Raw genomic sequence first — 22,513 nt, forward strand, 5'->3', positions numbered from 1 at the left:
ATGAGTAAAACATTATCAAAATCTTTAGATATAAAGATTGATAGAAAGACAATTCTTACAATCTATATTTTTATTCAGATGCTACTACATTTATTAGCATTTAAAACATTAAATAATCATGGATACAATGTAATAGAGTATGTATCTATATTTTTAGCTTTGATTTATAGTTTTGTTGTTTATCTAGTTATATTATTGAACAATAAAAATAAGGGGACGATATCTTATTATTGTATATCAACGGTGCTGCTAAGCTTTTTCTTGATAATAGATTTAAATTATTTAAGAAGAAACCAGATTCATAATAATTATGTTTATATTCAAATTATGATATTATTTGTTATGCTTGACATAACACTAAAGATTCTAACACAGAACATCAATAAAGGATCGTTTTATAAGTATATAGTAATTACCTTATGGACTTTAGGTGTAGTGTTTGGAATTTCAAGAAGCGATGTATATATGTTAGTTTATCAAATTACATTTTTAATCATCAATATTTATCCAATTATATTTTTAATATTTAATTATAAGAAAATAAGAAATTATGGTAAACATTTAATACCTACACTTTTATTATTATCTATTATAAATATCATATTTCTTTCTTGGTCAATTATTTTTAATGTCCCTAATAGCGGAAGTTATAATTATGACTTATATATTTTTTTACATCTAATAGAAGTTTTTCTAAGCTATTTGGTTTTATCTGCACTGGGTTTCTGGAAATTAATAAAAGGCAAAAAAATAGGTATAAAAAGAAACTTAGTTATTGGATGTGTTTTTATTATTGGATACCTATATCTCAGGAGAGAACAAATAACATTAGGTATATTGTCTATTATTAGTTTGGCATTAATATTAAAACAATGTCAGTTATTAGATCACTATATTAAATTAACTGGTAGCAAAGATAACTATATAGGTGATGACATAACGAAGGATAATTTATTTAAGCATGTGCTAGAGAACAATATCTTGGATTTCAAAAAAGAGGAATTATATAAAGAGCGCGTTGCAGATTTCTTACATGATGAGATATTACAAGATGTCATATATATAAAGAGGGAGCTTCGCGACAATTATAAAATATCCGTAGATGATAAAGTATTTAAAATTGCTGATAAGATGATAAATAATACAAGAGGACAAATAAGCTTGTATAAACCATATATAAATTATGAAATTAGTTTAGCAGATAATTATTACGATCTTATTAAATCATTAAAAAATAGGTTTGGGATGGACAATATATTAGTGGATTTTGTTTGTGATGATAAATTATTTTTAAGCTCTCCATATGATCTGGTGATATATAGAATGATCCATGAGCTAGTTACTAATATTTTTAAACATTCTAAGGGAGAATATTCAGTTATAGAACTTGAAGTAAAAAATGATACAATTGTTTTAAATGTTACAAATCATGAAGATTATCTTGAAAATGGCTATATGACAAATACAGATAGCAGGGGGCTTAAAATTATCAAAAGAGAGACGGACAGATTTGGTGGTACTTTACAAATAAGCTCATTTATGGATTCAGATATTTTAATCAATAAAGACACGCTTGATAACTCTATAGTTAATATAAAAATTGAAATACCAATTAAGGGAGAGATAACGTATGAACATTTTATTAATAGATGATCATGGTATGTTTAGCGAAAGCTTAAAACTAACATTAGAAAGAGATACTAGGATTGAAAAAGTTGATATATTGCAGAATATAGATAAAGCAAAACAAAAAATATTTAATAAAGAATATGATATTATTTTAATGGATATCAACATTAAGAAAATCACAGGAAATAAAGATGGTCTGACAATTGCAAAAGAACTTCTAGAGGAAGATGATACGTTAAAAATAGTGATGCTGACAGGATTTGATATGCCTGGATATGAAAGTGAAGCTCAGAAGATAGGAGCTAAAGGCTTTATATGTAAAGATGAATATACAGATGTTTTAATTGAGAAACTTGTAAAAGTATATAATGGGCAGACTGTATTTAGGAGAAAAGATAATGAAATGGATGAACTCACAGAAAGAGAAAAGGAAATATTAATTCTATATAGTTCAGGACTTTCAAGAAAAGAAGTTGCCGATGAATGCGAGATTTCAGTGAGCTCATTAGCTGTAGCATTAAATAGAATTTATGAAAAGTTAGATGTTAAGAATTATCAAGAGATGATAAATAAAGCTTTGGAGATTGGATATATAAAGCCAAGTTTTTTCTAAATAATATCTCAAACATAGAATTGATATATAGTTCTATGTTTTTTTATTTATAAAAAATTTCAAAAAATGGACAAAAGTTAGCTGACAGGATTTTTATTATAAAATATACTTTAGATAAAGAAGGAAATAAAAAGGAGGTAGACAAGCATGAGCGAATTACTGGAAAGGATAAATAAAACTGCAGATGAAATAATAGATCAAAATTTAATAATGGATATGTCAGAACAGAAAATCATTGAGTCAATTTCTGAAGATGAGATTTTTGTATATACTTTTACGCGTGCGTGTCCTACAAGTTTCTTAACATGCTGTTAGTTGGATAATAAAAATTTAAAATATTAACTTTGGGTTTGAAGTAAGATATGGCTAGTATTAGAAATGACGATTTCTAATTAATATATAGGCTAGCACTTTGAGCGTTCAAAAATTAGCAAATGGAATTTTGCTAATATGTAGATAATATTATCTACATATTAATGAAGTCGTAAAATGAAAGGAGGGACAAGTATGAAAAAGTTAGGTAAGAGAAATGACGATAAGAGATTCACATCTTATTACAAAGCTGCTTGTACTGAATGTAATTCTATATGTATAGTTGGATGTACACCTCCACATGATTCTAAAGAGGAAATGGCTGAATATGAAGCATTTGAAAGATATTTTCAAAGAACAGATTTTCCAAGATGGTAATAAGAATGCTGTCCAACATCTGTATTTGCAGATGTTGGACACTAAAATATGCAATATAAAGAGGGAAGAAAAGGATGACAAATAATAGACAAACAAAAAAAATAATGATAGATATTTTAAAGTTATTTTCTCCTTACAGAAAGAGAATTGTCATAATAATTATTTCCACTATCTTTACTTCTTTAATAAGTATATTTACTCCGTTAATAAGACAAATTTTAATAGATGATGGTATTATAAAAAATGATATGAAAACAGTAGGGATTATTACTCTGGTAATGCTACTTTTTGTTATTGTAAATTTAATTTTTGAATATATAGAAATGGTAAACTCAACCTATATTATTCAGATGGTGCCATTTAATCTTTTAAAAGAATGCTTTAGTAAAATGTTAAGACTTAAGATGGCATATTATGATAATACGACTTATTATAAGGTAATTGAAAATATTAAGTTTGATATATCGACTATTACGACTGTAGTCGACCAAAGTACTTTTTTAATACTTGGAAGAATAGTTAACTTTGTTGGTGGATTAATTGGATTATCTATTATAAGTTGGAAGCTGAGTATTATTATTCTAATTGCCATTCCAATCAAGATATGCATTACTAATTATTTTACTAAACGTAAGACCACTTTGTTTAAAGAATTAATGATAAAAGTTGAAAAGTCAAATGAGTGGCTTGGAGATGTGCTTGCTAATATAGAAACAATAAAGTTATGGAATTTATATACTCATTCAAAAAATGCATTTGTTGATGTTAAAAATGAGGAAATAAGCTCAAGAAGAACTACAATATATAACGATAAAATAAATAATATGATTAGCAATGTGATAGGTTTGATTGTAAGCATAACGATATATTTTTATGGAGCCTCACTTGTTATTAATGGAGAGATTACATTAGGTGGACTCTTTGCGTTTTTGTCTTATTCAACAACATTAATAAGTACAATAAGTTTAATTACTTTTGTTAAATATAGAACGGCAGAAATAATACCGGCGTATTTAAGGTATATGGAATTTTTGAACTTAGATGAAGAGACATCAGTAGATAGCAAAAAAATTTCTTGCCATAACAGACCTTCGAATATATCACTAAGGAATGTTAGTCTTGTTGTTGATAATAGAACAATCTTGGAAAATATTTCATTTACAATTAATAAAGGAGAGAAAGTAGCAATATGGGGAGAAAATGGCAGTGGGAAAACATCAATTATTAACTTATTATTAGGTTTCATACATCCTAGTAAAGGCAGTATTTTAATTGATGAGATTAACCTTAAAGATATAGATATAGACTCTTATCGCGATAATATAAGAGTTGTTACGCAACATACAAAATTATTTAATCGAAGTATATATGAAAATGTAGATCCTCAAAATATTTATAGAGAACAAGAAATAATTGATTTACTAAAAGAATTTAATATAGAAAGCTTTTTGCAGAATTTAAGACGCGAAAACAACGTAAAAATAGGAACTAATGGTAACAAGTTATCGGGAGGCGAAAAACAAAAGCTTTCTCTTCTAAGGGCATATTTAAAGAAGGGAAATATTCTAATCTTAGATGAGCCAACTTCTAATTATGATGAAGAATCAAAAAAGACATTTGATAAAATAATTAAAATGAAAACAAATGATAATATTTTAATCATAGTTACTCATAATAGAGAAATATTAAAGGAAGTGGACAAGATTATAAAGATATCCAATGGCACTGTTGACGGTATTTTTACATATGAAGAATTCTGTGAGATTACTTCAGAAATATCATATAAAACTTAAAGGGAGGAAGAGAATATGTATATGTACAAAACAATAAAATCTCCATATAAGTATTACGTATATGATGGAAATATGAATTCTATTTTGGAAATCGAAAAATCAGAATTTCAATCATTAAGGAGAATAGAAGAAGGGAGGGGACAAGCTGGAGATAATGTGATTTTACAATCTTTTCAAAAATCTGGTTTTTGCAATGAATCAAATATTAAAGAAATAAAACATCCTGATACAGATAATGTAGAGTATTATTTAGAAAGTATGTTGTCGCGAATATATTTACAGGTAACACAAAATTGTAATTTACGATGTAATTACTGTGTTTATTCTGGAAATTATAAGAATAGAACTCATTCCGATAAAGTTATGGATTTTGAAATGGCTAAAAAAGCAGTCGATTATTTGGTAAAGCATTCATATGATTCTTTTGAGTATACTGTAGGATTTTATGGAGGGGAACCACTATTAGAATTTGAGTTGATAAAGAAAGTTATTTCATATATAAAGTCAAATTACTCTAATAAAAAATTTGTCTATACCATAACAACGAATGGAACATTACTTTCATCTGAAATAACAAATTATTTAGTAGAGAATGATTTTAGATTAGTTATTAGTCTAGATGGCCATAAAGAATGTCAAGATACTAATCGTAAATTTATTAGTGGAAAAGGTACATTTGATATTATAATCAAAAACTTAGAGCGAATAAGAGATCAACATCCAGATTATTTCTCAACAATCTTAATTAATTCTGTACTTTCTCCAGATGCTGATATAATAAATGTAAAAGATTTTTTCGCTACTCATAATCTAATAAAAAATATGCGAGTAATAAGCACTGCAGTTTCTGAGGTATATAGCAATGAAATGATTTATTATCCTGATGAGTACCGTGCTGTTGAAAGATTTGAAACATCTAAATGTATGCTCTGGTTAATAGGTAAGCTTGATTTTGACAAAGTTTCAGACCTTTTTACGCGATGGAATGGCCCTGCTATTGAAAAATATAGGTTAATGAAAAAAATAGGAAAGATATCAGAAGTTAGTCATCCTGGAGGTCCTTGTATTCCTGGGAAGTTTAGATTATTTATTGATATAAATGGAAATATATTTCCATGTGAGAGGATAAGTGAAAAGTCCCAAATAATGAACATAGGGAATTTAAACACTGGTATAGATGTTCAAAAAGTTAAGGATATACTTAATGTTGGCAGTTGTACTAAAGAAGAATGTCGAAATTGTTGGTGCTTTATTTTTTGTGGACAATGTGCTGCACATGCTGATGAGTTAGATGATAAACCTTCTCCAGAGAAAAGATTATCTAGATGTAATCAACATAAAGAAGCGGTAATTGATGATTTCTTAGATATTTGTTTTTTGAAGGAGAATAGTTATAACTTTGAGGAAGGAGTTTTACAATGGGAAAAATTATGATATATCCGTTTGGAAAGGAAACAGCCCCAATAATGAGAAATATTGATCTTATAAATAATGTGGGAATTCAACTAGTTACTGACATTAACCATGATATTTATATCAAGGAATATCCTGAACTAGATGGTAATCAAATTATCCACAATTTATCAAATGATTTTGAAAAGTCTTTAAATGAAAGTGAGACTGTATATGTTCCTTTTGAAAAAGCTTACTTTTCTATAGAGAGATACATTGAAACAATTGAAAAAATAATTAAATCAGAGAAAAGAGTATTCTTATCACGAGATTTATATAAAGAATTAACTAATATTGAATATAAATTTGCAGATAAAGTTACTACTTATGATCATCATAGAAATATGAAATTAAAAGTAAAGACTAGGGAAATATTTCAAATTAATGTGCCAGTTATTATTGTTCTAGGGGATGGTCTAAACTGTAATAAATTTGATATACAATTATCATTGAGAAGGTTTTTTAAGAACAAAGGATACGCTGTGTCACAGTTAGGTACGAAAGAATATTCAGATTTATTTGGATTTGATTCATTCCCATCTTTTATTTTTGAAGATGGGAAAATAGATGATATAATTATCGCTTTGAATCATATGGTATATAGTAAAATAATAAATGAAAAACCAGATTTAATGATTATAGGTGTTCCTGGAGGTGTCTTGCCCATAAGTGAAGAACATCCTGAAGAATTTGGAAAGTTTGCATATATGATAACAAATGCTGTTAAACCAGATATAGCAATTAGAAGTTTGTACAACAATGACTATACTGATAGATTTTTTGAAAATGATATGCAGATGTGTAAGTATAAATTGGACAGTATTGTTGAGTATTATAATATTTCGAATACAAGACTTATTTATCCAGAAATTAAATATGGAGATTTGACATATTTAACAATTAGTAATAATACATCTGAAAATTATATAGAAGAACAAAATCAGAAGAACACCCATTATACTTTGTTCAATGTACTAGGAAATCATAATGTTGAAAAAGTCTATGAGCAGATATTGGAGCAATTGTCTCAGAATAAAGTCCAAATATAGTTTAAGGAGAGATAATGTGCATAATAAGAAAAATATAGAAAAAAAGGTAATTGAAATAATAGAAAGAGTTTGTAGTAGAAAAGTAGAACAAATAGATACAAATATATTTATTAATCCATTTTATATGTCTAGTCGTGAATTAGCCTATATTTTTGTTGAATTAGAGAAAGAATATGATATTGATTTGAATGAATTGGTTGAAGTGTATAAAGACCATACGGTAGCAAATCTGATAGATGCTATAGTAAAATTAACATCCTTAGTGGAAGTAATGTAGCATCAAAACTGGATTTATTATATAATGGTGATGAATATGAGAATGGGGTTAAAGGTAGCATTCATAGATGATGGTATAAATAAAGGTAGCATATTTTACAAAGATAACTATAAATTTTTTCACTATATAGTCAAAGGAAATAGTGTTATAAAGTCAGACAATGAAACTATAAGTTCTGAGTCTCATGGAACATTGTGTGTCAGTATTTTCTTGAAATATGCACCGCAGTGCAACATTTATGACATTAATATTGAATCAAATGAAAAAGATAGTATTAATGCCAGTAATATTAATGTTGCTTTACAATGGTGTATTACAAATGAAATACATCTCATTTCAATGAGTCTGGGTGTATTGTCAATGATTGATACATCTGAATTGAAAAACATTATTGATACAATCAGTAAAAAAGGGATTATTTTAGTTGCATCATGTAGCAACACTAATAAGGTAACTTATCCTGCTTCCTTTGATAATGTTTTGGGTGTTAGATATGATAGTCGTCAATATTCATTAAAAAATGGGGAGTATCATTTTTTTAACAATGCATTTGATGGAATAGATATTGCCACATCTTTGCCTGATGACCATCCCCTGCAATACTTAGAAGATCAAAATATAAGAATGACAAATAGCTTTGCTGTACCGTATATAGCTGCAAAGGTGTGCTATTACTTGATGCAAGGGATGGATATGGAAGAAATAAGAAATGAATTAATGAAAAGATCTAAATACATTGACTGCAGAGAATATTATAAGTTTCTGAAAAGAATAGTCCCAAAATCTTTCAAATCATTGACAAATGATATACCAGTAATAGGAATAGTTGTTGACCAGAAGATAGACAATCTTATACAGTATAATTTGAAAGAACTCTTTAAAAAAGAAGGATATTTATGTGCATTGCTAGATGATGAGAATAATATTAGTAAAACAAATTTTTCAAGAGAGTGGGAAAACCAGTATAATATTTCAATTGATGAATTGATATGGTTAATTATTAACAGCAATATAATAGATGTTTTATTAGTGGTTATTACTGTAGAAGAATTTGAAAAATATATTGAAAAAAATTTGTTTGATATATACCTAGTACCGGAGCGATTTTCTATGTTAAGGGATTCAAAGACTATAGATTATATTGCGACTTATGATATAAAAGCAATATTTAGTAAAATTATAAAAATGTTTGATTGAGAACTATATTGAGACTAAATAAACTTAAATCTAGATATAAAATGAAATTCAAATTATCAATTAAAATTAAAATCTTAAAAAATAATTATAGGTGTTGTTTAATATGGCAGAGTTAGAATTAAAGCAAATTAATAAAATTTATGACAATGGTTTTCATGCTGTTAAAGATTTTAACCTTAAAATAGAAGAGAGAGAATTTATTGTTCTTGTCGGACCATCTGGATGCGGGAAAACTACAGTACTGAGAATGATAGCAGGTTTTGAAAACATTACTGATGGGGAGCTATATATGGATGATTCTCTTATGAATCATATGGCTGCGAAGGATAGGGACATAGCAATGGTGTTCCAAAACCATGCTCTTTTTCCTCATTTGACAGTATATGAAAATATATCTTTCCCATTAAAAATAAATAAGCTATCAAAGAAAGAAATTCATAATAAGGTTAAAACTGTGGCAGATATATTAGATGTAGAGCCTCTTCTTGATAAAAAACCTAATACTTTATCAGGGGGACAAAAGCAAAGAGTGGCATTGGGAAGAGCTATTGTCAGAAATCCTAAAGTTTTTCTGATGGACGAGCCTCTTTCAAATTTGGATTCCAAATTAAGAACTCAGATGCGTATAGAAATATCCAAACTGTACAGAAAATTAGATGCTACATTTATTTATGTTACCCATGATCAAACAGAAGCTATGACTATGGGGACAAGAGTTGTAATAATGGAAAATGGAAAGATACATCAGGTTGGTATACCTCAAGAAGTTTATGAAAAACCAAATGATATATTTGTGGCGCGATTTATAGGGAGTCCGTCAATGAATGTATTTGACGGAACCATTGTTATAAATGAAGAGGAGGTGCAACTGAAAGTATATATTGGGAAATATAATGACGATAACATGATCTATCTTAAACTGCCTGAAAGCAAGCAAAAGATTTTACAGGATAATAATTACATAAATAAGGCTATAAAGATAGGAATAAGACCTGAGAATATAAGGATTAGGGATAAAGAGCATTCAAATATATTGAAAGCATATGTTAGTATGGTAGAGACAATAGGTTTAGATACATATATTTATTTCGATATAGATGATGAAAACTGCGTTATAAAAACTAATATAGATAATAAGATTAGAATTGGTGATAATATATCATTTTATATAAATAAAGAAAAAATACATTTATTTGATTATGAGACAAGCTTAAGAATTTTTTAATAAATAAAAAATGAGGAAAGACTCGAATGGGTTTAAGCAAATACGTAGAGAAGGGAGTTATAAAAAATTGAAATATAAAATGATATGGAAGATTCTTGTAGGCTTTATGTTAATAGTAATATTATCTGGATGCTCAAATAATATAGATACAAATAGCGATTTTCCAGAGACAAGAGATAATAAAGAATTAAGCGGAACATTGACAGTATCAACTATCTTTGATACGTATATTGATACATTTGCAGAAGAATTTATGGATATGCACCCTAACGTTGAGATTATAGTGGAACGACCGGAAGATAACAGGGTTTCATATATGTACAGAATAGCTATAGATTTATTAGGGGGTACAGCCAGTGACTTGATAGATTTAAGTGCTTTGGATATAAATCACAAAGCCCAAAGTGGTCTATTGGCTAATATATATGATTTTATGGATAGTGATCCTGATTTTAATAAATCTGACTATTATACTAATATTTTTGAAGCTATGGAATATGAAGGTGGCTTATATGCTATGCCATTATCATTTAATTATGATATGGTGTATATTAGTAAGCCTCTAGCAGAGAGTATAGGTTTAGACTACGAAAATTATAAATACATTAACTATACTGAAATGATTAATATATATGAAAAGGTTAAAAAGACTCACCCTTCACCAGACGAATTTTATCTTATGCCAGGTATCGGGAAAGAATCTTTTTTTAATTATGAATCTGTTGATTTTTTTGACATTAAAACAGGGGATGCCAATTTTGATAGCAACGAATTTATACAACATTTGAAGCTTACAAAAAAGCTGAATACAGTTTATCATCCGGACACTCAAGAATGGGATTTTACTCGTATAGGAGTGGGGAATGAAGATTTTTTAATAAAAGATTTTATGTTTGCTAAATTTACAACGATTGATATAGATTTGAAAAATATGATGGTTGAATTTGAAAATACCGGAAGTCCTATACCATTTATAAGTAGTAAAGGAAACATGCCATTCAGCAACTTCCTTTCGACATATGCTATTTCTAATAATAGTGCAAATAAAGAGCTGGCATGGGAATTCTTAAAATACTGTGCATCTGCTAAGGAACTACCTGTATTTGAAACAAAAGAAGATGAAGAAAAATATTCCTTCATGTTTTTAGGGAATATACCAATAAATATTGAGAATTTTTATACCCATTTCAGACATAGTTTTGAATCCGAGGTTAAGTGGTATAAAGAAAACGGACTTGAGGGTAATTGGAAATTTACAAATGAAGAAGAGAAGGAAAAAATGTTTCAAGATACATTAGACCAAATACATAAATGGAATCAAGAGAGAGATGTATTAGTGGGGAATCGAGAGTTATCAACCTTACTAAGAGAAGAACTAGATAATTACTACTATTATGACTTAGCAACAGCGGAAGAAACAGCAAAGATTATTCAAAACAAGGTATTTACTTATTTAAATGAATAAAATTCAAATAAATGAAAGGGAAAGTATATGAAGATAAAACATATAAAAAAAGACCGTCTATTACCATATATATTACCTAGTTTATTCGGGATATTATTTTTTTATGGTATCCCCTTTATATTGTCTTTTTATTATACTCTATTAAATAATATGGGGGAGAAGAAGTTTATAGGCTTAAAAAACTTCTTAGACACTTTACAAAATCCAATGTTTCAAAGAGGTCTAACAAATCAAAGCCTTTTTATAGTCATTGCTGTTCCTTTGTGCCTTATTTTAGCCTTATTTTTTACATTATGTATAAGAAAATTAAATAAAGGTAAGAAAGTTATATTTTTAATATCAATAATACCTTTTGTTATTCCCTCAGGTACTAGTATATATTTTTGGAAATGTATCTTTGATGTTAATGGACTTGCTAATAAGATACTGTATTCCTTAAATATCCCTATGGTTAACTGGTATAATAGCAAATGGGTCATGGTTATTGCTGTGATTATATTTCTTTGGAAAAATGTTGGAGTTACAAGCTTAATATTATATGTAGGTTTTAATCAAATCCCTAAAGAGTATTATGAAATGGCAGATATGGAAGGAATAAATAGATTTCAGAGATTTTATAAAATTACCTTAGTATATTTGACACCAATTATCTTTATTTCCATATTGCTATTGGTGGTAAATTCATTTAAGATTTTCAAAGAGATTTACTTGCTCTTTGATAATTATCCAAATGAAAATATATATTTATTGCAACATTATATGAACAATCATTTTTTTAGATTAAACTTACAAAAATTAACGACAGCATCATACTTGCTGTTTGTTATCATTGGAGTGTTTATATCTTTAATGTTTCTATTACAAAAACAGTATTCAGATACTTTTAATACTTTGAATTTTGAAGGAAACCATAAAGGTACATATAGTAAAACATCGAGTTATTTTGCTAATAGCGCTACAATCATAATGGGATTACTTTTTTTACTTCCTTTAATCTTTACATTTGCCAATTCATTTATGGGTGACATAGAGATTATCAGCAGGTATACGAAGGAGATTACAGAGTACAATACAATGGATTTAACAGCGGGAAATATGCATTTTGTTAATATAGGTTTTTTTCCAGATAACCCTACAGTCGGCAGTTACTTAGACGTATTTAATAACCCTAAGTATTTGAAAGCTTACTTAAATTCTATAAGGATAGTTGTACCGATACTTATAGGTCAATGCATTGTTTCACCATTGGCTGCATATGCCTTTGAATACAGTAAATGGCGGTATAAAGAAATACTGTTTTTTATATATGTATTAATAATGCTTATGCCCTTACAAGTTCTTTTGGTACCCAATTATCTTGTTGCAGACTATTTAGGACTTGTAGATACCCATTGGTCCATAATTCTTCCTGCAATATTTAATCCGATAGGCGTATTTATTATACGATTACAATTGAAAGGCTTTCCAAAGGAGTGTATTGAAGCAGCACAAAATTGCGGAGCAACGCATTTTCAAGTATTTAAAAATATTGTTCTACCCAATATAAAGCCAACAATAGCCATATTGATAGTGTTAGTATTTACAGAGTACTGGAATGTGATAGAACAGGGGTTAGTTCTACTTAAAAACTCAAATTTAAATCCATTATCAATATATTTATCACAAATAGTAGATGAGAATTTAGGTGCGTTTTTTGCTACTTCGTGTTTATATTTAATACCTGTATTTGCAATCTTCTTTTTAATAAGAAAGATCTTTTTAAAAAGATATATATAAGACTAGTTTTTTATTAAAAGAACTTGAAAAAATGTACAAAAGTTAGCTGACAAGAAAAATTTTTTAGAATAAACTTTAATTACATCAATATAAAGGGGATAGGCAGGCATGAACGAACAGAAAGTGGAATATCGCTATAGGTATACTTATAGTAATATTTATAATACTAATAGTAATTTCATTAAAGGCATCGAGCATTCTTTTAAATTTTTAGAGGATGATTAAATAAAGAAATTTAAATAATTTAAAATGAAAGCTTGAAACCTGTTTGTAAAATTCTCAAACTAAAACCATATTGAATTATGGGAAAATATATTATAACTTAAATAAAAACTTTAAGGCAAGTGCTTCGATATTTTAAAATAAAGTGTCGAAGCTATTTTTATACTTTTTTAATAATCTAGTATCCGTAGAGTTAGGAACAATGATTTCTACTGTTCCTAGTTTTATTATAAAATTTATTTTAAAGAACTTCAAAAAAATGGACAAAAGTTAGCTGACAAAAAAATCATTCTGGAATAAACTTTAATTGCGCAATAAAAAGAAAGGAGTTTTGCAACGAGCTAATATAAATTTTATTAAGGAGGTGACTATATTAGGAAAACTAGATTAAAATAGTGTATATAATTGCATTGGTAGATGTTAGGTAAGGTTAGAAGAGCATAAAATTACTAATGATTTTATGTATTTAGCTGGCAATTTTAAAGTTGAAGGATAAGTGGGAATATGAAAATAGGATACAGAATGATAAAATAGGGGGAAGAGTTATGTTAAGGAATAAAAAATTTATAATGATGTTAGTGGTATTATTGGTAGTAACGTCAGTTCCAGTAATGGCTGATGCTGTCAAAAATATTGAAGATACGGATAGGAGTTTAAGTAGTGATATTTTAATATTAAAAAAGAATCTAGAGAATAGAGATATATCTACAGGATATGACGATGGTAGCTTAAAAGTTGAAACATTAATAATTGAGCAAAAGAAAGAAAAAAGTAAAGTAGAAGTATTCAATAAAGATTATTATAGTGAAAATAGTGATTGGGAATTAACATTTAATGAATTAAGTAAAATTGATTTTAAAAAGATAAATAATGAAAATGACTATTATTTTGCAAGAATATTTTATGAAGACTTACTAGAAGAAATATACATTGCTGATTTGATAAATAAAAATTCAAGTATAAAAACGACAATTGATAATTGGAAATATAACTTACAGTTTCTAATTGATAACTATGATGAAATTAATAATAATAAGGATTCAGATATGCAGATAATAGATAATTACATTGAAGCATATTTAGTAGCATTAGCTACAGAAGAATATCCAGATGAAAAACAAATAGATAAATCCCAAATCCAACCGATGTCATCTGCAAGCTTCAAAAACAAAGTAGTATCATATATTAATAGTTATTGGAATAGATATAACCCCGAATATTCAAATTGGGATGGCCATGGTGGTGATTGTGCAAATTTCGTATCTCAATGTTTATATGCGGGTGGAAAACCCATGAAAGGAACACCAGGGAGTGCATCTTCAGCAGAAGATTTTAGTAATTGGTTTTCTAAAGGAACAGCACGAAGTACTATAAATATCTCATCTACCTGGAGGGGGGCAAATGCATTTAAATGGTATTGGATGGATAATGGAATAGGGTATAAATATTTTGAAAGAATTATAGGACCACTTGATTATCATACTTATGCAGATATAGGTGATGCTGTTTCAATAGTAAATGCAAATAAAGTTGCGAAACATACAATGATAGTTTATAAAAAGACAATTAGCGATGTTATATTAGCGGGTCATTCAGGTTTTACCAATGATTCACCTTTAGATAATAGAATAGACCAATTTGGTGGTGGTGTTTATATCATAAAAATGTAATATTATAATATAATATAAAGGTTGTTATTTCAAATAACAACCTTTATGATGTAAGAAAGTCTAGATAATAAATTTAACAACTAATTCTCAACTAATTATAATGCATTTGATATTTTGATTAATCAAAAGGATAATTTGAATCGAACTTTTTATTGCATATTAAAAGGGCAAGGGAGTCTTGAAATGAGAAAAAAGAATATTTTTTTATTAATTATAATGTTTTTACTACTATTTATAATCACTATAAGTAATAGTAACGACTTAGCATTTAAAAAGGTTCATTCTACTATAATAAATGATTATTTAATTACACATGATATGGTATTGATTGACTATGCATCAAAAGATAGGGTTATTTTTCATTATGGTTCTGTTTTTTTTGTATATGATGTCCATGAAGAAGCAATATATAGAAGCATTGATATGAAGCCAATAAATAAGAATTATATTAATGGGGATATATATACTGAAGTAATTGTTTCATATGATGGAAATTATGCTTATTTCTTTAATCTTGGTATTGAGACTGATGGTGTTATGTATAAATATGATATTGAACAAGATAAAGTTAAAAAGATAAAGTTGGAACAGATAGATGATAAGTATCAAGTATTACTTACAGAAGACATTCAACCAGATAATTATAAAAAACTTGCAGGAGCATATAGTCCAACAATCTGCCGAATTGAAGATGATATATTAGTATATTTATATTGTCCAAGCTTGAAATTAAAAGATTTGCAAGTAGTTTTTTTAAATGAAACTAATCAGAATAAAAAAGTCTATGATATTTTTTAAAATTAAAAATGTGATTAGTATAAAGTAATTTCAAGCAATACTTTATATTAATTATACATTAAAGCTTATGATATAAATTAAATAATTGCTTAAGCTACGGGCCTCGACATTTTGAATTAAAGTATCGGGGCTACTTTTATGCCCTTTTCCAATAATACGGTACATAGAAAGCCGAGAATAACGATTTTGTTATTCTTGGCTTTTTTATTATATGTATTAATACAACTTTCAGGCAGTAAGTATAGAAAAGAAAATTCTATCTATGTTATAATAAGTTAGGACTTTGTAATATTACTTTTTCCATAAAACATGGTGGGAAGATTAAAATGCTACAAAAACAAACACTATAGCTTTCATTGCAATAAAATAAAAATTATATTATATATGCTAGGTGGTGAAATTATGCTTGAAGTTGTATTCAGTGATAGTGAGAAAGGCTCTATGAAATTAGCAAAAAACTATAATGAAAAAAGTATGATTGGTGGAGCAATCAGCTATATTGGGGAAAAACCAAATAAGGCTGAATTAGAGAAACATTTTGAAGGTCAAGCAGTTGGGGGGAATTCCAAAGATGTAGTTAAAATAGGTTTTTCACTTGATATTGGAGAAATTTCTGGTTCCATTGATGGAGATGAGCGCCAAAATGTTTTTCTCAAATTGTGGGAGAGATTTGATTTTGATAATAAAGAACAAGAACAGTTTTTTCTAAATCAGCGTAAAGATATGGAATATCTTCTATCTGCTGCAAAGAGTGGAATACCTATACGAATATGGAAAAGCAATGCTCCTTATTCTACATGTGGATTTTATTTTGTCTGCAATATATTAAGGAATCTTGACTGTGATATAAGTGTTGTCTCTTTACCTAAATATAAGCACAGATCTGAGAATGAAATAGTAGAATATAGTCACTGGGGAGAAGTTGAGGCAGGTAAATTTTATCAATTCTTACACCTTGAAAAACAATTACCTCAGATAGAAAAGGGAATTGCTAGTGACTACTGGGATGATTTAATGGTAGAGAATGCACCATTACGAACAATTATAAACGGAAAATTAATTTCTGTGCCAGAAAACTTTTATGATTTCATCATCACAAAGAATCTTCCAGAAAATGATTTTATTATGGCACGATTTATCGGAAAGCTCTTAGGAAAATATAATTTAGGTATTAGTGATAGTTGGTATGCTTTTCGCATTGATAAGATGATTGCTGATGGCAAGCTGGTTATTGTTGAAAATAAAGATACATCACATCCTTACGGAAAAGTTTTAAGAAAAACATAAATTGTAACGAACAAAGCCTTCAAACAAATATTGAGGGTTTTGTTGTTTACAATTTTAAAAAAGATTATAAAATATAAATAAAAGCCAAACCATATAAAAGATATGGTGAATTAGAATTAGTAGATATTAGTGTATCATTTATATTTTTAAAATGAATATTAAAACTACTTTTTAGAAATATACTCCTACCAAGGGGGTACTAGATACTTATGACATCATTATTGTCACCTCAAGGCATGTAGAGAGTATAATTCTGATGACATATTGTGGTCAAAACGATAAATAGGCCGTTACAACCACAAAATGTCATGATTTGGAGCGAAAACAGGGCAAAAATATAGATGACATCGAACAATTAGGTTTATAATAAAGGGAGTCTTGATGATAAAGGGGGATAAAAATGCAGCATAAAATTTTAATTGTTGAAGATGATGTTTCATTATGCAATGGAATCGTACTTGCACTAAAAAATGATGATTATTTATTTTCGTCAGCCCATACCCTTGCGGAGGCAGAAAAACTCTGTAAGGAGAATACTTTTCAACTAATAATTTTGGATATAAATTTACCGGACGGTAATGGGGTTGAGTTTTTGAGGCAAATAAAGAGCCGTTTTGCTGTAAGTGTTATTATGCTTACAGCAAATGATATGGAAATTGACATTGTAACGGGATTGGAAAGCGGTGCTGATGATTACATAACAAAACCCTTTAGTTTGATGGTACTTCGTGCAAGGGTGAATACGCAGCTTAAAAAAGTTAAAACTCAAAATAAATTTTTGATTGATGATTTTAGTTTTGATTTTGAAACAATGAATTATAGCAAGGGAAATAAATCAATAGAATTAAGCAAGATAGAGCAAAAACTGTTATGGCTTCTGTTAAGCAACAAAGGAAATACCATCTCCAGACAGGTATTATTAGATAAAGTTTGGAATGATGGAGCTGAATATGTTGATGAAAACTCACTTTCCGTATCCATAAAGAGACTTAGAGATAAATTAGAAGACAATTCATCAAAACCGAAATATATAAAAACAATCTACGGGATTGGTTACAGTTGGGTGGTGAAATAATGAATCCCTTTCAGTTAAATAAAACTATTAACCGTTTGAATAAAATGATAGAAAATGCAATTTGCGACGAGACGACAGAGGATGAGTTTGATGAAACTAAGATGTCTGCCCTTGAAACAAAGCTTAACCGCTATGTTTTGATGAACAGAGTAAAGTCTAAACAGCTTGAAGATGAAAAACAAAGAATTAGTGAGCTTATATCCGATATATCCCATCAGACGAAAACACCTATTGCAAATTTAATGCTTTACAGCGGGATTTTAGAAGAACAAAGCGAGCTAAGTCAATACAGCAGACAACTACTTAAAGAAATAATAAAACAGAATGAAAAACTTAATTTTTTAGTTGGTACCCTTATTAAATCCTCACGGCTGGAAAATGGCATTATTAATATTAATCCTGCTGAGAACAGTCTAGATGAATTAGTCAGCGATGCAATAAAGCAAATCGAAACAAGTGCTGAAAATAAGCAGATTTCAATTATTTATACTGACACTGGATTTAGATGTAATTTTGATTATAAGTGGACTTCGGAGGCACTCTATAATATCCTTGACAATGCTGTAAAATATACATCGGAAGGTGGGGAAATAAATGTATCAATTGAATCCTATGAAATGTTTTATAAAATAAGTGTTGCGGATAATGGCATTGGCATAGAGGAAGCCGAGCAGAGCAAAATATTTTCACGTTTTTATCGAAGCAAATATGTTGTAGACAAAGAAGGTGTTGGAATAGGACTGTATTTCACCAGAGAAATAATTGAGCGGCAGGGCGGATATTTAAAAGTAAATTCCTCATTAGGAAAGGGAGCAACTTTTTGTATATTTTTGTCTAAGTAAATCTTACAGAAGTGTTAGATTTGAGAAAGATTGTGGAAAGAATCCTATAGTATAATCTGTATTATAGAAAACTATCATACAGATTATTTTTGAGGAGGAAATATTCAAATGAATATTTTAGAATGCAAGGAATTAAAAAAAAATTATGGGCATGGAGAAACAACTGTCAAGGCACTTGACGGAGTAAATTTGCAAATTAAAAACGGTGAATTCGTAGCCATTGTGGGTACCTCCGGAAGTGGAAAATCTACGCTTTTACATATGCTTGGAGGGCTTGATCGTCCTACTGCCGGAAGCGTTATTGTTGACGGAAAGGAAATTTATTCGCTGAAAGATGATGAATTAACAATCTTTAGACGTAGAAAAATAGGATTTGTGTTTCAAAATTATAATTTAGTCCCGGTTTTAAATGTTTATGAAAACATTGTTCTACCAATTCAGCTTGATGGAAACAAAGTTGATAAAGAGTATCTAAATATAATTATTACAACACTTGGATTGACGGAAAAATTAAAAAATTTGCCTAATAATCTTTCTGGAGGTCAACAGCAGCGGGTTGCCATCGCAAGGGCATTGGCAACAAAACCGGCAATTATTCTTGCTGATGAGCCAACCGGAAACTTAGACAGTAAGACAAGTCTTGATGTTATGGGATTACTTAAAGTAACAAGCAAACAATTTTCACAAACCATTGCAATGATTACCCATAATGAAGAAACTGCTCAAATGGCTGAAAGAATCATTCGAATCGAAGACGGAAAGATTGTGGGTGGTCTTAATGCTTAAAGTGAACAATAAAAAAACCATAAACAATCTTGCTGCAAAATCTTTTAATGCAAACAAATTAAGGAATATTTTTGTAATTGTAGCGATTACACTTACGACCATTTTATTTACAAGTTTATTTACAGTGGCTTCCAGCTTGATGGATTCAATGCAGGAAAGCACCATGCGTCAGGTGGGAAGTAATGCGCACGGTACGTTTAAGAACTTGAATATGGAAAAATATGAAAAAATCAGTCAGCATAAATCTATAAAAGAAATAGGATATTCAGTAGTGTTGGGATTTGCTGAGAATAGAGAGCTTACTAAACGACCGACTGAAATCCGGTATACCTCCGGTGAATGGCAGGCTAAAAGCATGTTTGCATTTCCAACAAGCGGTAGGCTGCCTGAAGCTGAAAATGAAATTGCTACGGATGCGATTGTTCTTGATAGACTGGGGATACCTTGTGAATTAGGACAGAATGTCACAATAGAGTACTCCTTAAATAATGAAAAAATCACTGACACTTTTACCCTTGTTGGTTTTTGGGAGGGGGATAGTGTTATATCGGCAAGTGAAATTTGGTTATCGCCAAGCTACGTTAAGGATAGGCTTTTAGGATATGAGGGTGATGAACTTTATGGAAAAATCAATGCGGACGTATCCTTTGCCAATAGTTTCCTTACTGAAAAAAAGATGCAAAAGGTAATCGATGAAAGTGGATTGGCGGATAGCGAAATACACTATGGGGTAAACTGGGCCTATGCAGGAAATGGTGAAAATAGGGATTTGTCTACGATTTTAGGTGCAGCGGCTATGATTGCTTTAATCATATTTTCAGGATATTTGATTATTTCAAATATCTTCTATATATCAATCGTAAAAGATATTCAATATTATGGATTGTTGAAAGCAGTTGGAATCACTTCAAAACAAATCAAAAAAATCATAAAGAAACAGGCGATGCTGCTTTGCTGTATAGGTATTCCAATAGGCTTGGCGGTAGGTTTTATAGTAGGAAAAGTTTTGACCCCGATTGTAGTGGCTTCTTTTAATGTGGCTAATATGGTGATTTCTTTAAACCCTGTCATATTTATTGGGGCAGCTGTATTTTCTGTTGTTACAGTTTTTATTAGCACCAAGAAGCCTTCAAGGATTGCAGCAAAAGTAAGCGCTATTGAGGCTATCAGAAACACGGAAAACAGTAAAAATACCAATAAGAAGGTAAGAAAAAGTAAAAAAGTAAGTCCTTTTAGAATGGCAAAAGAAAATGTTTTTAGGAACAGAAAAAAATTGTTCGTTGTAACTGTTTCACTTTCGTTAAGTCTTGTGATTTTAAATTGTACATACTCAGTTATCAATGGATTTGATATGGATAAATACTTAAGCAACAGCATTGTAAAGGACTTTGCTGTAGCAGATGCAGCTTATTTTAATGTGTTTATAGGTTATCAAGGAGAACAAACGTTAAACAAAGAATTTTTGGATGAGTTATATTCTAAAGAAGGTATAAGTGAAAGAGGAAATATTTACTTTTCTGAAATAAATTATCCAATGGATGATAAAATAAAGGATGTTGTTGAACGAGCTATAGTAGAACTTGATATGAATGAAAAAGGGGCAGCTATATTTAAAAATGAAATCGCGCAGGACAATTTAAAAGTTAAATTGTATGGATTAGATGATTCGATACTGGAAGAATTGGAATGCTTTGATGGCGAAATCAATATGGATAAGTTTAAAAGCGGAAAATATGTAATTGCTTCAGCTTTTCGTTCGGACGAAAATTTTCCATATTATAAAACCGGTGATACTATAACAATAAATTTCACCAATGGCAGTAGTGAGCAATATGAGGTTATGGCAATCGCAGATATTCCATTTCCGATATCACAACGAGGTGTTAACTTTGTTAATGTAGACTTCTTTTTGCCATCAGGAGAATTTAGCGAAAATATGGGTGAACTTGCACCTATGGTGACCACATTTGATGTTAGTAAGAACTCACAAGAACAAATGGAGGATTATTTATCTGATTATTGCAACAACATAAATAAAGATATGCAATATATTTCGAAACCAACTTTTGCAGCAGAATTTGAAGGAGTAAAGAAAACCTACTTCTCAGTAGGTATTGTAGTAAGCGTTTTATTGGCATTTATAGGAATTACAAACTTTGTAAACACGACAATTACTTCACTTATAGCAAGAAAAAGGGGACTTGCAATGCTGCAAAGTATTGGAATGACAAGCAAACAAATGAAGCAGATGTTAATATCCGAAGGTCTTATTTATATTTCTTTAACAGGGTTAATAGTACTTTTTGTAGGAAGCCCGATAGGGTATCTCGGGATAAAAGCGATAATGTCTAATAATATAGCTTTTTCACCGACTTTTACCGCGTTGCCATCGTTAATATGTCTACCTGTATTTGTGGGATTTGTATTTGTTATCACGTTGATATCTTATAAATTTATTAACAGAAAATCTATCGTTGAAAGATTAAGAGAGGTAGAGTAGAATTATTAAAGCATTCGGGAAATAGAATATCTTATGGCATGGAGTAAATAAGCATAGCTTTTATTATGGAACGAGAAATTCAGAGGCATTGAGATGAGAAATCTTGGTACCTCTGTTTTTATATAAACCTAAAATACAATTTAACAAATTTGCCATCAGGCAAAACA

The 22,513-nt window shown here is 29.3% G+C and carries 19 protein-coding genes; all 19 read left to right on the forward strand.

Annotation, left to right across the window (positions count from 1 at the left end; genetic code table 11):
* The 19 genes from RBU61_RS05155 to RBU61_RS05245 all read left to right on the forward strand — a co-directional run bounded on the left by RBU61_RS05155 (nucleotide 1) and on the right by RBU61_RS05245 (nucleotide 22,346).
* On the forward strand, nucleotides 1–1,653 hold the full coding sequence (locus RBU61_RS05155; protein WP_308878523.1) for a hypothetical protein: 1,653 nt from the start codon (nucleotides 1–3) through the stop codon (nucleotides 1,651–1,653).
* Nucleotides 1,631–2,242 (forward strand): response regulator transcription factor, encoded by a 612-nt coding sequence (locus RBU61_RS05160; RefSeq protein ID WP_308878525.1) that lies wholly within the window; start codon nucleotides 1,631–1,633, stop codon nucleotides 2,240–2,242. Before RBU61_RS05155 ends, RBU61_RS05160 begins: the two co-directional genes overlap by 23 nt.
* A 147-nt stretch (nucleotides 2,243–2,389) precedes the next feature.
* Complete coding sequence (locus tag RBU61_RS05165; RefSeq protein ID WP_308878526.1) at nucleotides 2,390–2,557, forward strand: hypothetical protein; 168 nt, start codon at nucleotides 2,390–2,392, stop codon at nucleotides 2,555–2,557.
* 192 nt (nucleotides 2,558–2,749) lie between these two features.
* Complete coding sequence (locus RBU61_RS05170) at nucleotides 2,750–2,932, forward strand: hypothetical protein (RefSeq protein ID WP_308878527.1); 183 nt, start codon at nucleotides 2,750–2,752, stop codon at nucleotides 2,930–2,932.
* A 74-nt stretch (nucleotides 2,933–3,006) separates the two neighbouring features.
* Nucleotides 3,007–4,725: an ABC transporter ATP-binding protein gene (locus RBU61_RS05175; RefSeq protein ID WP_308878528.1), complete on the forward strand. Its 1,719-nt coding sequence runs from the start codon at nucleotides 3,007–3,009 to the stop codon at nucleotides 4,723–4,725.
* A 15-nt stretch (nucleotides 4,726–4,740) separates the two neighbouring features.
* Nucleotides 4,741–6,159 carry a Cys-rich peptide radical SAM maturase CcpM gene (gene ccpM, locus RBU61_RS05180; protein WP_308878529.1) on the forward strand — a complete coding sequence of 473 codons (1,419 nt, stop codon included), beginning with the start codon at nucleotides 4,741–4,743 and terminating at the stop codon, nucleotides 6,157–6,159.
* Nucleotides 6,144–7,226, forward strand: a complete 1,083-nt coding sequence (locus tag RBU61_RS05185) for a TIGR04066 family peptide maturation system protein (RefSeq protein ID WP_308878530.1) — start codon at nucleotides 6,144–6,146, stop codon at nucleotides 7,224–7,226. The genes ccpM and RBU61_RS05185 overlap by 16 nt, the downstream gene beginning before the upstream one ends.
* Before the next feature lie 16 nt (nucleotides 7,227–7,242).
* The gene (locus RBU61_RS05190; protein WP_308878531.1) at nucleotides 7,243–7,503 is read left to right on the forward strand and encodes a phosphopantetheine-binding protein; all 261 of its coding nucleotides are present in this window, start codon (nucleotides 7,243–7,245) and stop codon (nucleotides 7,501–7,503) included.
* Nucleotides 7,504–7,539: 36 nt separating this feature from the next.
* A complete protein-coding gene (locus tag RBU61_RS05195; protein WP_308878533.1) occupies nucleotides 7,540–8,700 on the forward strand; it encodes a S8 family serine peptidase in 1,161 nt (386 codons plus the stop codon).
* Between the two features lie 103 nt (nucleotides 8,701–8,803).
* Entirely contained in the window at nucleotides 8,804–9,925 is a 1,122-nt protein-coding gene (locus RBU61_RS05200; RefSeq protein WP_308878535.1) for a sn-glycerol-3-phosphate ABC transporter ATP-binding protein UgpC, read from the forward strand.
* A 67-nt stretch (nucleotides 9,926–9,992) separates the two neighbouring features.
* Nucleotides 9,993–11,390: an extracellular solute-binding protein gene (locus RBU61_RS05205; RefSeq protein ID WP_308878536.1), complete on the forward strand. Its 1,398-nt coding sequence runs from the start codon at nucleotides 9,993–9,995 to the stop codon at nucleotides 11,388–11,390.
* 27 nt (nucleotides 11,391–11,417) lie between these two features.
* Entirely contained in the window at nucleotides 11,418–13,166 is a 1,749-nt protein-coding gene (locus RBU61_RS05210; RefSeq protein WP_308878539.1) for an ABC transporter permease subunit, read from the forward strand.
* Between the two features lie 767 nt (nucleotides 13,167–13,933).
* Complete coding sequence (locus tag RBU61_RS05215; RefSeq protein WP_308878540.1) at nucleotides 13,934–15,058, forward strand: amidase domain-containing protein; 1,125 nt, start codon at nucleotides 13,934–13,936, stop codon at nucleotides 15,056–15,058.
* Nucleotides 15,059–15,241: 183 nt separating this feature from the next.
* Nucleotides 15,242–15,856, forward strand: a complete 615-nt coding sequence (locus tag RBU61_RS05220) for a hypothetical protein (RefSeq protein WP_308878542.1) — start codon at nucleotides 15,242–15,244, stop codon at nucleotides 15,854–15,856.
* A gap of 402 nt (nucleotides 15,857–16,258) precedes the next feature.
* Nucleotides 16,259–17,143, forward strand: a complete 885-nt coding sequence (locus tag RBU61_RS05225) for a DUF3658 domain-containing protein (protein WP_308878544.1) — start codon at nucleotides 16,259–16,261, stop codon at nucleotides 17,141–17,143.
* 400 nt (nucleotides 17,144–17,543) lie between these two features.
* Entirely contained in the window at nucleotides 17,544–18,218 is a 675-nt protein-coding gene (locus RBU61_RS05230) for a response regulator transcription factor (protein WP_308878546.1), read from the forward strand.
* Nucleotides 18,218–19,060: a HAMP domain-containing sensor histidine kinase gene (locus RBU61_RS05235; protein ID WP_308878548.1), complete on the forward strand. Its 843-nt coding sequence runs from the start codon at nucleotides 18,218–18,220 to the stop codon at nucleotides 19,058–19,060. Before RBU61_RS05230 ends, RBU61_RS05235 begins: the two co-directional genes overlap by 1 nt.
* 108 nt (nucleotides 19,061–19,168) lie before the next feature.
* Complete coding sequence (locus tag RBU61_RS05240) at nucleotides 19,169–19,846, forward strand: ABC transporter ATP-binding protein (RefSeq protein ID WP_308878550.1); 678 nt, start codon at nucleotides 19,169–19,171, stop codon at nucleotides 19,844–19,846.
* Nucleotides 19,839–22,346, forward strand: coding sequence for an ABC transporter permease (locus RBU61_RS05245; RefSeq protein WP_308878552.1), 2,508 nt, complete (start codon nucleotides 19,839–19,841; stop codon nucleotides 22,344–22,346). Before RBU61_RS05240 ends, RBU61_RS05245 begins: the two co-directional genes overlap by 8 nt.
* The last annotated feature ends 167 nt before the right edge of the window (nucleotides 22,347–22,513 follow it).

The sequence above is a fragment of the Tissierella sp. MB52-C2 genome (assembly GCF_030931715.1).
Lineage (GTDB): Bacteria > Bacillota > Clostridia > Tissierellales > Tissierellaceae > Tissierella.

Coding starts and splice junctions, on each gene's coding strand:
- RBU61_RS05230 (WP_308878546.1), top strand. CDS start 17,544: ATGCAGCATAAAATTTTAATTGTTGAAGATGATGTTTCATTATGCAAT.
- RBU61_RS05215 (WP_308878540.1), top strand. CDS start 13,934: ATGTTAAGGAATAAAAAATTTATAATGATGTTAGTGGTATTATTGGTA.
- RBU61_RS05225 (WP_308878544.1), top strand. CDS start 16,259: ATGCTTGAAGTTGTATTCAGTGATAGTGAGAAAGGCTCTATGAAATTA.
- RBU61_RS05195 (WP_308878533.1), top strand. CDS start 7,540: ATGAGAATGGGGTTAAAGGTAGCATTCATAGATGATGGTATAAATAAA.
- RBU61_RS05160 (WP_308878525.1), top strand. CDS start 1,631: ATGAACATTTTATTAATAGATGATCATGGTATGTTTAGCGAAAGCTTA.
- RBU61_RS05155 (WP_308878523.1), top strand. CDS start 1: ATGAGTAAAACATTATCAAAATCTTTAGATATAAAGATTGATAGAAAG.
- RBU61_RS05200 (WP_308878535.1), top strand. CDS start 8,804: ATGGCAGAGTTAGAATTAAAGCAAATTAATAAAATTTATGACAATGGT.
- RBU61_RS05170 (WP_308878527.1), top strand. CDS start 2,750: ATGAAAAAGTTAGGTAAGAGAAATGACGATAAGAGATTCACATCTTAT.
- ccpM (WP_308878529.1), top strand. CDS start 4,741: ATGTATATGTACAAAACAATAAAATCTCCATATAAGTATTACGTATAT.
- RBU61_RS05245 (WP_308878552.1), top strand. CDS start 19,839: ATGCTTAAAGTGAACAATAAAAAAACCATAAACAATCTTGCTGCAAAA.
- RBU61_RS05175 (WP_308878528.1), top strand. CDS start 3,007: ATGACAAATAATAGACAAACAAAAAAAATAATGATAGATATTTTAAAG.
- RBU61_RS05235 (WP_308878548.1), top strand. CDS start 18,218: ATGAATCCCTTTCAGTTAAATAAAACTATTAACCGTTTGAATAAAATG.
- RBU61_RS05240 (WP_308878550.1), top strand. CDS start 19,169: ATGAATATTTTAGAATGCAAGGAATTAAAAAAAAATTATGGGCATGGA.
- RBU61_RS05210 (WP_308878539.1), top strand. CDS start 11,418: ATGAAGATAAAACATATAAAAAAAGACCGTCTATTACCATATATATTA.
- RBU61_RS05220 (WP_308878542.1), top strand. CDS start 15,242: ATGAGAAAAAAGAATATTTTTTTATTAATTATAATGTTTTTACTACTA.
- RBU61_RS05165 (WP_308878526.1), top strand. CDS start 2,390: ATGAGCGAATTACTGGAAAGGATAAATAAAACTGCAGATGAAATAATA.
- RBU61_RS05185 (WP_308878530.1), top strand. CDS start 6,144: ATGGGAAAAATTATGATATATCCGTTTGGAAAGGAAACAGCCCCAATA.